This window comes from Enterococcus sp. DIV0712 (assembly GCF_050554855.1).
Lineage (GTDB): Bacteria > Bacillota > Bacilli > Lactobacillales > Enterococcaceae > Enterococcus > Enterococcus faecalis.
Genome location: NZ_CP187333.1, coordinates 2,276,843 through 2,290,726, shown reverse-complemented (window position 1 = coordinate 2,290,726; position 13,884 = coordinate 2,276,843). Strand labels below are relative to the sequence as shown.

The following is a 13,884-nucleotide window of genomic DNA, read 5'->3' as shown; positions in this document are numbered from 1 at the left end:
GCATGTATTGATTCAGAAAAAAAGTTGTAGTAAAATGTTCGTCACAACTACTTTTCTTATGATTTCATAGAAGAAAAAGTTGGAATAATGAATTGAGAAGAGTCGATTTTTAGGAGATGATTTTAGGTGACTTTTTATCAATTATTGCAGTTAGATCCATTTATTTTAAAACAAAAAATTCATCAAGCGGACACTAAAAAACAGCGGAGATATTTTTGGCGCGCCTTGTTAATAAGGGATATTTTATTAGTTTCGTTTGCGATTTTATGGGTGTCGACGATTACTTTTTTCTTTGGAAAAGCTGTAGCGCCTTTTTCAATTGTATTATTTTGTTTGCTGTTGAGTATCCGTTTCGTCTCATATGGCTACAGGGAAAAACAGGCCTTGCTTAGTTTAGGAATCGTGTTAACAATTCTAGGTGTTAGTCCATTAATTTCACTGATTTCTGTATCATTTTTACAATTGGGCCTTCATTTTATCTGCTTGCTGGCATTGTTTTTCTTAACTGGTAAAAACCCTAAAATGGGTAATCCTGGCTTGTATACGTTCTCCTACTTATATTTAGTTGGCACGGTTCACTATCAATCGTTTCAGCAATTAGAACAAACTTTCTTTGTATTAGTGTTTGCTTATCTACTTTTAGCTTTTGTTTATCATGTGAAACATAAAAAATTGGATCAAGAGATTACTTTTATACAGATGGTTACAGAAAATGGTTTTTTTAATCAAAGAAATATTTGGTTTGGTTATTACGCTTTAGGCATTAGCTTATTACTTTTTATAGGAACGCACCTTCAGATTGACCGCTTTATGTGGGCAACATTTGCTAGTTCGTCATTATTTTCTGGGTATGATACGTTTAAATTGTCTGAACGAGCAAAAGAACGAATAATAGGGGTCGTTATTGGTTCTCTAGTATCGGCTATCTTGTTATTTTATATACCAACGAACCTACTTGGTATTTTAGGAGGACTTTGTTTAGGCTTATGCACATCTTATAAAAGTAAAACGATTTTTAATTGTGTTGGTGCTATCATGGCAGCTTCTATGATATTTGGGCTAGAAACAAGTCTTTACTTAAGAATTTTGTTAAATATGTTGGGGCTAGCTTACGGTTTGCTTTATCATTTTGTCTTTGTAAAAACTATGTCCTATTGCAATCGCAAGGAGTGGCTGAAATTGTCTGAATAAAAGGAGCCTAACATTCTTTCTTGAAAGAATGTTAGGCTCCTTAGACATTTTTGTTTATATTCCATATTATCAAATTATATGCATGCTGTTAATCAATGCCCAACTGCTATATCAAATGTCGCAATTTTTGCTGAGCCAGTAGGTACAAGGTCTAGTTCCACTTCGTCAAACCTATTGCCATCAACTGGTATCCCAAAGTAAATGGTAGATGGTCCAGTTCTACTTTTATAGATTATTATCTATTAGTATACCTAAATTTCTATTTAATTCGTAATGACTGACCAGGATAAAAAACAGAAGTTTCAATGCCTGGATTTAATGCTAATAATTCTTCTAAGGTTAAACCATTTCTTTCGGCTAACTGTCGCCCACCTTCACCACTTCGTACCGTATCGTATATAGGTTGGTCTGATTTAGAATTTTGTATTTGTTCACGAGAATCAGAGTTTTGTGGTGGTTGCTGTTCAGATTGTTCAAAAACTTGTTGAGTTTGAGTATTTCTTTCAATTAATTGTTCCAACGTAATATTACCTAGATAAGTGTATATTTGTCCATTAACAGTTAAAGTACCATCATTATTTTTCGTTACTGTTCGGGGCGTATTATTCAAAAGAAACGTCATTGTTTGATTACCATTCTCATCCACAGAAAAACTTACATTTTGAAGAGGAACATTCGATTGAGTTATGCTAGTGAGTGTTCCGTCAGCATTTATAAAAAATAAGTTATCACTTTGAGGAATACCCCAACCGCCTATAAAATCAGCTAAGCTAACTTGTGGTAGCGGTTCTTTAGTAGTAGATGAAGAGGTAGATTGGTTTGTTTCAGATGAGACGTTTTGATAATTAGAGCTGGTTTCTTCCGTTTTATCTTTTTGAGTGGAAGAATCAATACTTTTCTTTGTGTAAGGTTTCAAAACTAGTTTTGTTTGGTTATCAGAATTGTTTGTCTTAGTAGGAGTGAAAAGTAGATTTTGCTTTTCTTTTTTTATCTTGTAAGCTACTTCTTTTCCTTCATTTTCCCAACGAATTTGATTGTTTTTTAGATGGTATTTGACTTTGTATTCTATTTTATTTGCAATTTGTTTACCTAATTCTTCGCCTGCTTTTTCCAAATCATTTTTTGCAGTTGATGTGTGTTCATCTGTATTGATTTTGAAAGTAGCGGTATCTTCGCTGAATGATACAATCATTACTACTTCATCAACGTTGGAGTTTACGGCCCACTCGTTTGCCATCAGCTCTTTTGTGGTCACTTTATTTCTGCAAGAAGTAAGGGTCAGTAAGGATAAAAAAACAATCAACCCCAGCAAACTTTTTTTCATTTTTAACTCAATCCTCTTTTCTATTTTACTATTTTTTTGTATCTTCGAATCTCTCTCAACCCCAGCCAACCACTCGCTGATAACAAGTACCAAAACGGCATAAACTGGATTAGATAGCGAGAGCGGCCGCCTTCAAAGAGCAATAAATACAGAATAGCTCCAATGAAAGCTAATTTTAAAATCGCGTAGTTATTTTTTGAATCTTTTAGAGGGATACTGAACAATAGACCTAGTAATGTGAGTAAATAGAAAAAATGCATATAAATTCGTAGATAGTTACTTTTGGGATTTTGCGGATAATACAGTGACCGCAAGTGTTCTTGCCAACGATTTTTAGAAGGTGTTTCTGGAATTAAATCACCGCCATCCCAACCCCAGTCAAAATCACCATTGGCAGTATTATGACGATTTTTTTGAGCCAGAAAACGGAGATAACCGAAGAATCCTTTATTTTTTAAACGGTCTTGAATCATTTTTATGGTATAAGCTTTTTTGGCTTCTTGTGTAGGCAACTGATTTACTGCTTGTGTATCTGCATCATTGTAACCGCCAATTCCAGTCAAACCCATCATTACAAAAAGTGTCCAAGGTTTGGCTTGTTCTTTATCGATTTCCGTAATCGTTTGTTTTTCCACAAAAAATTGAAAACTATAATATGCGCTAGCGAAACCAGTCAGTAAAAAGAGAGCAACCACGGTTAATTTTACGATAGACTGTTTGTTCCGATTTACTAAAAGAAGTTGCAGCACTTTGATACAACTAAATGCAATAAAAAAGATAATAGACGAAGGTTTCATTAAAAAACACCAAGCTAGGCCAATCCCAATAAACAGTAATAAACAATATTTTACGAAGGGATGGGAAACTTGGTCAAAAAGGCTATATGCAAAAAAGACTAGGTTGATGAACAATAAGACGGCCGTATCTGTATAAGGCGTGAGTAACCATGGAGACAATCCGAAAGAAAGAAAAAATAAACTATAAGCAACGAAGGCCGTTAATGGATTAAAGACACGTTTAGAGGCATGATAAAAGAGAAATAAACTGCTATTAATAAACAAGCAATTAACCACTTGCCAACTAAACCAAGTATTGCTCCAGCTCTCTGTTACATCAATGAAACGCAAAAATTTATTCAGGTAATACATCATGAAAAAGAAAAATTCGTTATTGGGGTTTAAAGAAAGTACGATTTTTGAATAATCCCTATTTTCAGTGGTAATACTATGAAAGTTGTCAAAAACATCCCAGCCAATCGGCACAGTAATCTGCGTCAGGAGTAAAAGTTGCAGTAAAAATAAACTGATCAAACTACCAATAATAACCACACGATCATGGGCTTTTATTAAGTGCCAGAGCGCTTGAATCTTAGTGTAAAGAAATTTTTTGTTTTTATAAATAATCAACAATAGAATAATTAATAGAGGAAGTAAAACAAGCAAGTGCTTAGGCTTTTCCCAAAGAATTTTTCCCAGAGAATAGGGAGAGTTAATTGCGCCGTAAAAGACAAATAAAATAAAAAAAGTAAAAATATAATTTTCTAGATTCAGAATCCGTTTAAAAGTAGCCATATTTTCTCCTTCCATTTTTTTAGCTAGACTAGTTCTTATTTTATCATAAAGATTTTAAAATAAGAAAAAAGCCCTTCTTTTAAAAGAAAGGCTTAAAACTTTTCCTTACTTCACTTCTTTGTAACGGAAGAAGAAGCGTAAGACGCTATTTTGGCTAGTTGTTGTTAGTTTATCTGTCGGTAAGACTGTTAGTAAGAAGAAAAACAGACTAATCACAAGAGTGAAAAATAAGAAGACGGGACTGCCACCTGTTATCACAGTATCTGTTTGAACATCATATTTCAGTGTTGACATAACAGAGAAAACTTGTGTATAGCTACAGGCAATAGAAAGTAGATATAAAACAAGCACGCCCCAACCTGTCATCCCAGCATCACGATAACGACGGACACACATTGCCCACGTTGGTAATAATAAAGCTAACCATAAAACAAGTGCAAAAAGCATCAACGGTAATAAGTTCCCAAAATCATAGGTTTCAAAATATTCAGCTGCTAAAATTGCTGACACGGCTTTGCCGACAATGGCAATATAAAAAATAAGTGCTAAAATGCTTAATACCAATGTCATCCACCAATAACCAGCACGTGTGGTCCGACCTTTAAAATCAACATATCCACGAAAATAATCTTTAAAAGCTTGTCCAAATGTTACTTTACCTTTTTCCTCAATTTTAACCATAAAAACACCCCTTTGTATTTAATAAAATGATTATAACGGAAAGTAATAAAATAGGAAAATGCGAATTCGCATATTTTGTGGTTTTTTTGATAAATCATATAAAGAGCAGGTTTTATCAAAAAACGGTAAAATAAGAGAAGATATTTTATAATGGAGGAATCATGAATGAAAATCAGTATTAGACATCGCTACATAGCAAAAATTCCAGCATTAGAAGTGACAACAGAAGAGCAAAAAAACGAAGCATTACCTTTAATTGTTTACTATCATGGTTGGCAATCAGCTAAAGAATTATCTTTAACACAAGCAAGAAAATTAGCACACGAGGGGTTTCGGGTCATTTTACCAGATGCCATGAACCATGGAGAAAGAAAAACAGGACCTATTTCCACGATTCCATCGATTACATTTTGGAGTAGCATTCAATATAATTTGATTGAATTTCCAGTAATTATCCATCATTTTCATAAATTAGGGTTGATTAAAGAAAATTGGATTGGCGTGGGTGGTGTATCCATGGGCGGTATTACTACCAGCGCTCTTATGACCCAACATCCTGAGATTCAAGCTGCCGCTTGCTTAATGGGAACACCCTATCCGGCGCGCTATATTCAGCGAGTGATTCAACGGGCGAAAGAATTTGCTATTTTTGTACCTAAAGACTTGCCACTGTTGCTAAGTTGGGTACATCAATACGATTTATCACAAACGCCAGAAAGACTACAAGAACGACCGATGCTGTTTTGGCATGGAACGGAAGATGAAAAAATTCCCTATGAAGACATGGCTGATTTTGAACAATTAGTGTCTGGGAAAACGTATGCGAGAAATACGCAATTTATAACGGAAATCGGTGAGCGGCATTTAGTGAAAGGAGAAACAATGGATTTGGTTGTTGACTTTTTTAAAGAAGCGTCAAAAACGTTAGAAAAATAACGGGATTTTTCAAAGAGAAAAGGGGAATCAGCTTGTTTTTTAAGAACACTTTCTATAAACTTAACAGAAAAGGGGTTGAAGGTGTACATGGAGAAAAATAAGTTGAGAAAAGTGGGCTTAACTGCCCTGGAATGGCTAAAACAACATCCAGAAATTAAACAACATAAAGAATCAAGTCTCTATGAACAGTTGTTTGCTAGTCAGCAATGGCAACAAGCACAAACAATCGGAATGATTCGGTCGTTACCGCTAGAATTATCAACACAGCCAATTTTCGAACGGGCCATGCAAGAGGGCAAGCAAGTGGCGGTGCCGCGAACATTTAAAGGAGGCAAAATGCACTTTTATCAAGTTTTTCCAGAGACGGTTTATGACACCAGTGCATTTGGCGTGGAAGAACCTCCGTTAACAGCGGCAGAAATAACAGCTACAGCAATTGATTTATTGATTGTGCCAGGGATTGTTTTCAATCGTGCTGGCTATCGAATAGGCTTCGGCGGTGGTTTTTATGATCGTTATTTGGAACATTTTTCGGGCCATTCATGTAGTTTAGTTTTTAGTGAACAACTCCATGAACAATGGCAACCAGAAGCGTTTGATCAGCCAATCGAACAATTATTTATACAATAGGAGGAATGGAATGAATTATCAAACAGAAATGAAATTGAAACGGCTAAAAAATCAGCCGTTCATTACGTATGCCCTTTTAGGTATTTCAATCATTGTTTTCCTTGGATTGGAATTAACTGGAGGATCAGAAAATATTTTAAACTTAGTTAATTGGGGAGCAATGGTTCGTCCACTGGTAGCTCAAAATCATGAATACTGGCGGTTTATCACGCCAATGTTTCTTCACATTGGGTTTATGCATATTATTTTGAATATGGTTACTCTTTATTATATCGGCGCACAGGTTGAGGCAATTTATGGGCATTGGCGCTATTTGGGAATTTATTTATTGAGTGGGATTGCTGGAAATATCGCCAGTTTTGCCTTTGGGACACCCAACAGTGTCTCAGCGGGTGCTAGTACAGCGCTTTTTGGTTTGTTCGGCGCATTTGTTATTTTAGGACGCCATTTTAGAGACAATCCAGCGATTATGTATATGGTGCAACGCTATTCAATGTTTATTGTGATTAATTTGTTATTTAACTTGTTTAGTAGCTCTGTAGATATGATGGGTCATGTTGGCGGTCTAATCGGTGGACTATTAGTCGCGACGGCTTTTGCTGTTCCAAATCGTCAAGAAGCATTTAATAAGCACGAGCGAATTATGGCCACGTTAATTTTTATTTTTCTTGTCGTAATTTGTCTGTTATTGGGTTTTAAAAAATACGGTTTACCTGTATAATAAGGAAGTGTTTTCGTATGGAAACGTTATATGATGTACAACAACTTTTTAAACAGTTTGGGATGTATATTTATGTCGGTGCACGGATTTATGATATTGAGTTAATGATGATTGAATTAAAAAAATTGTATGAAGGTCAATTGGTAGACCGAGATACGTATTTACAGGCCCGGCATATTTTGCAAAGAGAGCATCGAATAGAAGAATCTAGAGGGAAGCAGAAAGGAATCGACTAAATGGATAAAAAGATTATTGGGATTGATTTAGGTGGAACGACCATCAAATTTGCTATTTTAACAACCGATGGCGTTGTTCAACAAAAATGGAGTATTGAAACGAATATTTTAGAAGATGGCAAGCACATTGTGCCATCAATTATTGAAAGTATTCGTCACCGTATAGATCTTTATAATATGAAAAAAGAAGATTTTGTGGGAATTGGTATGGGAACACCAGGAAGTGTCGACATTGAAAAAGGAACTGTTGTAGGTGCCTATAATTTAAACTGGACGACTGTACAGCCTGTCAAAGAACAAATCGAATCTGCTTTAGGAATTCCGTTTGCCTTAGATAATGATGCCAATGTTGCCGCTTTAGGTGAGCGTTGGAAAGGCGCGGGGGAAAACAATCCCGACGTGATTTTTATTACTTTAGGAACAGGTGTCGGCGGAGGCATTGTTGCAGCAGGAGAATTACTCCACGGTGTTGCTGGCTGTGCTGGTGAAGTTGGGCATGTGACGGTTGATCCTAACGGCTTTGACTGTACCTGTGGGAAACGTGGCTGTTTAGAAACTGTTTCTAGTGCCACTGGTGTCGTTCGTGTTGCACGTCATTTATCAGAAGAGTTTGCAGGTGACTCTGAACTGAAACAAGCGATTGATGATGGACAAGATGTTTCAAGTAAAGACGTTTTTGAATTTGCCGAAAAAGGCGATCATTTTGCTTTAATGGTTGTGGATCGTGTTTGTTTCTATTTAGGCTTGGCCACAGGAAACTTAGGTAACACGTTAAATCCAGATAGCGTGGTTATCGGTGGAGGTGTTTCTGCAGCAGGAGAATTTTTACGTAGTCGTGTCGAAAAATATTTCCAAGAATTTACTTTCCCGCAAGTTCGAAATAGTACAAAAATCAAATTAGCAGAGCTAGGTAATGAGGCCGGCGTCATTGGTGCCGCTTCACTAGCATTACAATTTTCAAAAGAGAAATAGAGAGGGCTTTTTAGAATGAGTATTTTATGGGTAATCAATGGCATTTTGCTAGTTATTGTACTAGCGATGGTATTCAATGAATTATATTTGAAAATTATGGTGAAACGTTCAGCAAAAATGCTGACGGAAGAAGAATTTAAAGAAACAATGCGTAAAGCACAAGTGATTGACGTTCGTGAGAAAGATACATTTGATGCTGGGCATATTTTAGGGGCGCGCAGCATGCCATACAGCATGTTAAAAACAACAATTGGTTCTCTTCGTAAGGATCAACCTGTTTATCTTTATGATCAGAAGAAAGCTTTAAGTATCCGAGCAGCTAATTTATTACGCAAAAATGGCTATACTGATATTTATATTTTAAAAGGCGGCTATGATGGCTGGACTGGGAAAGTGAAAAAGAGAAATAGTTAATAACAAAAAGAGTTGGTCTTCATTGAGACCAACTCTTTTTGTATAGGAAAGCTTAATAGAGATGTTGCTTTTTGTCAGTCCTCACTTTTTGAGCTACAATAAAGAGAAGAGGTGAAGGCAGATGATTCAAATCAAGCGAGCATATGAAGCACCGACAGAGCAAGATGGCTACCGTGTTTTAGTTGACCGTATTTGGCCACGAGGAAAATCCAAGGAATCTGAAAAGTTAGATGAATGGCTCAAAAAAGTGGCCCCAAGTACAGAGCTACGGAAATGGTTTAATCATGAAGTAAATAAATATCCCGAGTTTAAACAAAAATACCAAGAAGAATTGAAACATGAGCCAACTGCCACAGCGTTTAAGCAGTTACAGACGATTGTAAAAAATCAGCCAGTAGTCACGCTGGTCTATGGGGCGAAAGATACAGTGCATAATCAAGCGGTTGTCTTAAAAGAATTATTAGAAAAATAGAGTAGGTGATTGGATGAAAATTGCAATTGTAGGTGCTGGACCCAGAGGCTTATCAGCTGCAGAACGAGTCATTGAATGGGCTCGTAAAACGGAAATAAATGTTCAGCTCACGTTGTTTGATCCATACGGTCCAGGTGGGAAAATTTGGCGAGCAGAGCAACCTAATTATTTATTAATGAACACCGTGATTAGTCAAGTCACTTTATTTACAGATGAATCTTTTAGTGGCGAAGGACCAATTGTCAAGGGCCCCACTCTCTATGAATGGACCCAAACAGAAGCTGCGCAGTACATTCAACAGCAACAACCCTATAATTATCTTGAGTTGTTGAAAGAATGTCATCGCCTTGGACCGAATGATCACTGCTCGAGGGCTTTTTATGGCATGTACCAAAAATGGTTTTATACGTATTTAGCCACGAGGTGTAACGAACAAACATCGCTGACGTTTTTTAAAGAGCCAGTAACTGCTGTGCGGGCAGGAGAGGATAACTATTATGTGTATACTCAATCCATTGAGTTTACGGCAGACAAAGTAATTTTAGCTTTGGGTCACCAAGAAAATGAATTAACGACTGTTGAACAAGAGCTTGCGGACTACGCCAAGGAGCATCGTTTGTTTTATTCTTCTCCTAAAAATGCGGCGGATGCTTTATTGGCACTTGCCAATATACCTGCAAAACAACCCGTTGTGTTAAAAGGCTTAGGTTTGGCATTTTTTGACTATTTATCTGCCTTGACGATTGGCCGCGGGGGTGTTTTTTCTCGTCAAAATGGCCGCTTACGTTATGAAACTTCTGGAAGAGAGCCTATTATTATTGCTGGTTCTGGTCGCGGTTTTCCTTCTCATCCTCGAGGGATTAATCAAAAAGGCTACGGGGAAGCCTATCAGCCTGTTTTTTTAACCGAAACGTATTTAGCTGAATGTCGTAAAAAAGGACAGGTTACAGGCGCAGAGTTTTTTGGGTATTTAAAAAAAGAAGTGGAATATGTGTATTACACTTGCTTAATCAAAGAAAAATATCCGCATCTTTCTAAAGAGGCCTTTCAACAGCTGTTTATTCAAACCAAGGGAGCGCCGGAAAGCCTAGCCCACTTTGAAAAACAAGATTGGTTTGATTGGCAAGCGTTAGAACATCCTGAAACAAAGAAAACCACTCATGAAAGTTTTCGTTCGTTTTTACTAAAGTATTTAAAATGGGATATTCAAGAAGCAGAGAAAGGCAATCTTAGCGGTCCTTTGACCACTGCTTTAGACAGTTTAAAAGATTTAAGAGATCAGATTCGCTTTGTTTTGGATGAGGGGTTATTAACGAATGACGAGAGTCAAAAGTGGTTGTGGCATTGGTTTACCCCGTTGAATACCTTTTTGTCAGTGGGACCTTCTGTTGAAAGAACAGAAGAGCTACAGGCGTTAGTTGAACTGGGATTAGTCACGATTCTGGGGCCAGAAATGCGTGTCGAAATGAAAGCGGGTCAATTTATTACTTATGCTAATTTGTTTCCGGAAAATCGGTATAATAGTCACTTTTTAATTGAAGCACGCATTCCCAAAGTTAATAATGAAAAAAGTTTGAATCCTTTAACGAGGCAGTTGTTAGCCGATAAGCTAGCTACGCTCCATCAACTGGCATTAGCTGATGGTCAAATAGTCAAAACAGGCGCACTCTTGATTGTGCCTGCCACGAATCAAGTCATCACAAAAGGTGGACAGGTGGCGACAGGCCTTTTTAGTTGTGGTATTCCAACAGAAGGTATTCATTGGTTAACAGCCGCTGCAGCTCGTCCTGGTGTGGATCCTTGGAATATGCGTGATATGGATCGGATTGCTGCTACTATTTTTAATAGTTAAGAAAAATAGTCAGCTCCTTTGGTAAAAAAAAAGCATAACAAGTGGTCATCCATCAAAGCGATGGATGACCACTTGTTATGCTTAAGAGAATCAACAGAGCCAGAAGCGCTCCTGTTGATTTCTTGCCGTTAGATTTTTTATCTCAACGTCACAGCTATTTTTTAACGTGCAATACGTTTACGCATCGCTTTTTTACGGTTTTCTTCAATCATATCTTCTTTTTCTTCAATTGGATCAATGACTGTTTTTTTAATAGTTGTAGCCACACCGGCTAAAGCAGCAACTGTGATAGCAGTACCGACTAACATACCTGATACAAATTTTTTCATCGTTCATTCCTTCTTTCAAATTGTATTTGTTTCTATTATGACGGAAAAAAGCAAAAAAATCCAATAGTTACAATGATTTTTCATAAACTCTACGACTAATTTAGAGATTTGTTAAAATTTACCAAGTCTTTTCTGTATTTTTATAGGAAAAATGAATAAGGAGAAATGGCCAAATTAAATCCTGTTTACAAAATGAAATAATTCAGAAGTAAACCTTATTTAATGGTACAATAGAAAAAGAAATTAGAGAGTAAAAGGAGCGTATTTATGTCTATTTTAGTATTAGGTGGCGCAGGCTACATTGGCTCACATGCCGTCGATCAATTAATTTCAAAAGGATATGCCGTTATTGTTGTTGATAATTTATTAACGGGTCATCGTTCAGCAGTTCATGAACAAGCGACTTTCTATGAAGGCGATATTCGTGATAAAGCTTTTTTACGTAGTGTCTTTGAAAAAGAATCAATTGAAGGGGTGTTGCACTTTGCGGCCAATTCTTTAGTAGGAGAATCCGTGGAGCAACCGTTAATGTATTTCAATAACAATGTTCACGGCACTCAAATTGCCTTGGAAGTTATGCAAGAATTCGGAGTGAAACACATTGTTTTTTCTTCCACAGCGGCCACTTATGGCGAACCAAAAGCAATGCCTATTACAGAAGAAACCCCAACGAATCCTAAAAATCCGTATGGGGAAAGTAAATTAATGATGGAAAAAATCATGAAATGGTGCGACAACGCTTATGGAATGAAATATGTTGCTTTGCGTTATTTTAATGTTGCGGGAGCAAAAAAAGATGCCTCAATTGGTGAGGATCACACGCCAGAAACGCATATTGTGCCAATTATTTTACAAGTGGCATTGGGCCAACGAGCAGAGCTAAGTATTTTTGGGGATGATTATGATACACCAGATGGCACGTGCATTCGAGATTATGTTTATATTGAAGACTTGATTGCAGCACATATTTTGGCTTTAGAATACTTGAAAAATGGCGGCGAAAGTGACGTCTTTAACCTGGGAAGCAACAACGGCTATTCTGTTAAAGAAATGTTAGATGCTGCTCGCGAAGTGACAGGCCAAGAAATTCCTGCGACAATCGCGCCACGCCGAGCAGGGGATCCTAGTACATTAATTGCTTCTAGTGAAAAAGCCAAACGAGTTTTAGGCTGGCAACCAGAAGTAACTGAGGTCAAGGATATTATCACCACCGCTTGGCAATGGCATCAAGCTCATCCACATGGATATCAAGAAAAGTAATAGGAGGAATGAATCGATGACCACGAGTCAAATGATTGCCGATTTTACCACACTTGCTATTCAAGCAGGTGGTTGGATGGAATTGGATCGCTTATATCTTCAGAACCGTTTATTATCAATGATTGGTGAACAAGAATTAGGCGAAGTAGACATACGGCCTGTGGCAACACCCGCCGCTGATTTGGCGGAACAATTGTGTCAAGTTGCGAGTGCCAACCAACTTGTAAAAACAGAGCAACAAAAAGAACAGTTCATGGTGCAATTGATGGATTTGTTGACACCACCACCTTCTGTGGTTAATGCTTTTTTTGCACAACATTATGCCAAAGAGCCACAAGAGGCTACCGAGTATTTTTACCAACTTTGTCAAAAAAACGGTACGGTCATTGAACAGGAAGAACCTGTTGTTTTTTCAACAGTCTATGGTGATTTTTTAGCAAATAAGGTCCACAGTGAGGCGCCAAAAGCAACGCTCTCTGCACAAAGCTATCCCCGCTGTGAATGGTGCATGGTAACAGAAGGCTACCAGGGAAGTCAGCAATTTCCTGCGACTACGAACCATCGAGTGATTCGAATGAACTTAGATGGCGAAAGCTGGGGGTTTTCCTTTGTAAAACAGGCACAATATCAGCAACAAGGTGTGATTGCGTTTGAAAAACATCAGTCAGCGAAACGTTCAATTAAGACTTTTCAGCAATTGTTGAAAATTGTTGAGGTCTTTCCTCATTATTTTGCTGGGATTGATGCTGACTTTGAACAAAATGAGCATGTCTATTATCAAACGGGTTTGCAACAATTTCCATTAGCCGAAGCGAGCATTTCAGAATATGTTGAGTTAGCTAACTATCCTTTAATCAACGCAGGAATGGTGAATTGGCCAGTTGCGACATTTCGCCTAGAGGGACCGAATGCGTCAGAAGTTGCCCAAGCCGCAAATGATATTTTTGAGCAATGGCAAATGCTAAAACTGCCAACGGATGAGATACAAATCGTTGCCCGACGAAAAGAACTTTTATATGTCATGGACTTAATTTTTAGTCGACCTCAAGCAAAGCCTTCGTTAACGTTAGCAGAAGTCCAAGGTTTAACGACTTGGAACAACCAGAAAACGCAGGCACTTGAAACGGTCGCTTCAGCGTATCAACAGCGATTAAAAGAAGCCAGTGCGTTTGCAGAAACAAGTGAAGGAAAAGCGGCTTTTTTAGCAATGGTTGCGCCAGTGACTCATTAAAAGAAAAAAGATGCCGAATGACTAAAAATCACGTATAATAGATAAGAATGAAAAATAAGGGAGG

The 13,884-nt window shown here is 37.4% G+C and carries 15 protein-coding genes; 11 read left to right on the top strand and 4 right to left on the bottom strand.

Annotated features, from left to right (window positions below; translation table 11 throughout):
• Positions 1–126 precede the first annotated feature (126 nt).
• Complete coding sequence (locus IGL42_RS10960; protein WP_002356323.1) at positions 127–1,191, top strand: FUSC family protein; 1,065 nt, start codon at positions 127–129, stop codon at positions 1,189–1,191.
• 259 nt (positions 1,192–1,450) lie between these two features.
• On the opposite strand, the gene IGL42_RS10955 is transcribed toward IGL42_RS10960, so the two are convergent.
• The 3 genes from IGL42_RS10955 to IGL42_RS10945 form a co-directional block, all read right to left on the bottom strand.
• Complete coding sequence (locus IGL42_RS10955; protein ID WP_029656549.1) at positions 1,451–2,584, bottom strand: DUF4950 domain-containing protein; 1,134 nt, start codon at positions 2,582–2,584, stop codon at positions 1,451–1,453.
• Positions 2,536–4,101 (bottom strand): membrane protein, encoded by a 1,566-nt coding sequence (locus IGL42_RS10950; protein ID WP_025191870.1) that lies wholly within the window; start codon positions 4,099–4,101, stop codon positions 2,536–2,538. The genes IGL42_RS10955 and IGL42_RS10950 overlap by 49 nt, the downstream gene beginning before the upstream one ends.
• Before the next feature lie 90 nt (positions 4,102–4,191).
• Positions 4,192–4,767 carry a DUF805 domain-containing protein gene (locus IGL42_RS10945; RefSeq protein ID WP_002356327.1) on the bottom strand — a complete coding sequence of 192 codons (576 nt, stop codon included), beginning with the start codon at positions 4,765–4,767 and terminating at the stop codon, positions 4,192–4,194.
• Between the two features lie 165 nt (positions 4,768–4,932).
• Between IGL42_RS10945 and IGL42_RS10940 the strand changes: the two genes are divergently transcribed.
• From IGL42_RS10940 to IGL42_RS10905, 8 genes are all read left to right on the top strand, one after another.
• Positions 4,933–5,703 (top strand): alpha/beta fold hydrolase, encoded by a 771-nt coding sequence (locus tag IGL42_RS10940; RefSeq protein WP_002356329.1) that lies wholly within the window; start codon positions 4,933–4,935, stop codon positions 5,701–5,703.
• 87 nt (positions 5,704–5,790) lie between these two features.
• Positions 5,791–6,333, top strand: a complete 543-nt coding sequence (locus IGL42_RS10935; protein WP_002394065.1) for a 5-formyltetrahydrofolate cyclo-ligase — start codon at positions 5,791–5,793, stop codon at positions 6,331–6,333.
• A 10-nt stretch (positions 6,334–6,343) separates the two neighbouring features.
• Positions 6,344–7,054: a rhomboid family intramembrane serine protease gene (locus IGL42_RS10930; RefSeq protein ID WP_002367232.1), complete on the top strand. Its 711-nt coding sequence runs from the start codon at positions 6,344–6,346 to the stop codon at positions 7,052–7,054.
• Between the two features lie 17 nt (positions 7,055–7,071).
• Positions 7,072–7,290, top strand: a complete 219-nt coding sequence (locus IGL42_RS10925; protein ID WP_002356332.1) for a YqgQ family protein — start codon at positions 7,072–7,074, stop codon at positions 7,288–7,290.
• On the top strand, positions 7,291–8,262 hold the full coding sequence (locus IGL42_RS10920) for an ROK family glucokinase (RefSeq protein ID WP_002356333.1): 972 nt from the start codon (positions 7,291–7,293) through the stop codon (positions 8,260–8,262).
• 15 nt (positions 8,263–8,277) lie between these two features.
• Positions 8,278–8,676 (top strand): rhodanese-like domain-containing protein, encoded by a 399-nt coding sequence (locus IGL42_RS10915; RefSeq protein ID WP_002356334.1) that lies wholly within the window; start codon positions 8,278–8,280, stop codon positions 8,674–8,676.
• A 121-nt stretch (positions 8,677–8,797) separates the two neighbouring features.
• Positions 8,798–9,148, top strand: a complete 351-nt coding sequence (locus IGL42_RS10910) for a DUF488 domain-containing protein (RefSeq protein ID WP_010710684.1) — start codon at positions 8,798–8,800, stop codon at positions 9,146–9,148.
• Between the two features lie 13 nt (positions 9,149–9,161).
• Positions 9,162–11,000, top strand: coding sequence for an FAD/NAD(P)-binding protein (locus IGL42_RS10905; protein WP_104680807.1), 1,839 nt, complete (start codon positions 9,162–9,164; stop codon positions 10,998–11,000).
• Positions 11,001–11,161: 161 nt separating this feature from the next.
• On the opposite strand, the gene IGL42_RS10900 is transcribed toward IGL42_RS10905, so the two are convergent.
• On the bottom strand, positions 11,162–11,329 hold the full coding sequence (locus IGL42_RS10900) for a DUF3042 family protein (protein ID WP_002356337.1): 168 nt from the start codon (positions 11,327–11,329) through the stop codon (positions 11,162–11,164).
• Positions 11,330–11,596: 267 nt separating this feature from the next.
• Here IGL42_RS10900 and galE point away from each other — a divergent pair, with 267 nt between their 5' ends.
• Both galE and IGL42_RS10890 read left to right on the top strand, forming a co-directional pair.
• A complete protein-coding gene (galE, locus tag IGL42_RS10895; protein ID WP_010710682.1) occupies positions 11,597–12,589 on the top strand; it encodes a UDP-glucose 4-epimerase GalE in 993 nt (330 codons plus the stop codon).
• Entirely contained in the window at positions 12,570–13,820 is a 1,251-nt protein-coding gene (locus IGL42_RS10890; RefSeq protein ID WP_025191869.1) for a UDP-glucose--hexose-1-phosphate uridylyltransferase, read from the top strand. Before galE ends, IGL42_RS10890 begins: the two co-directional genes overlap by 20 nt.
• The last annotated feature ends 64 nt before the right edge of the window (positions 13,821–13,884 follow it).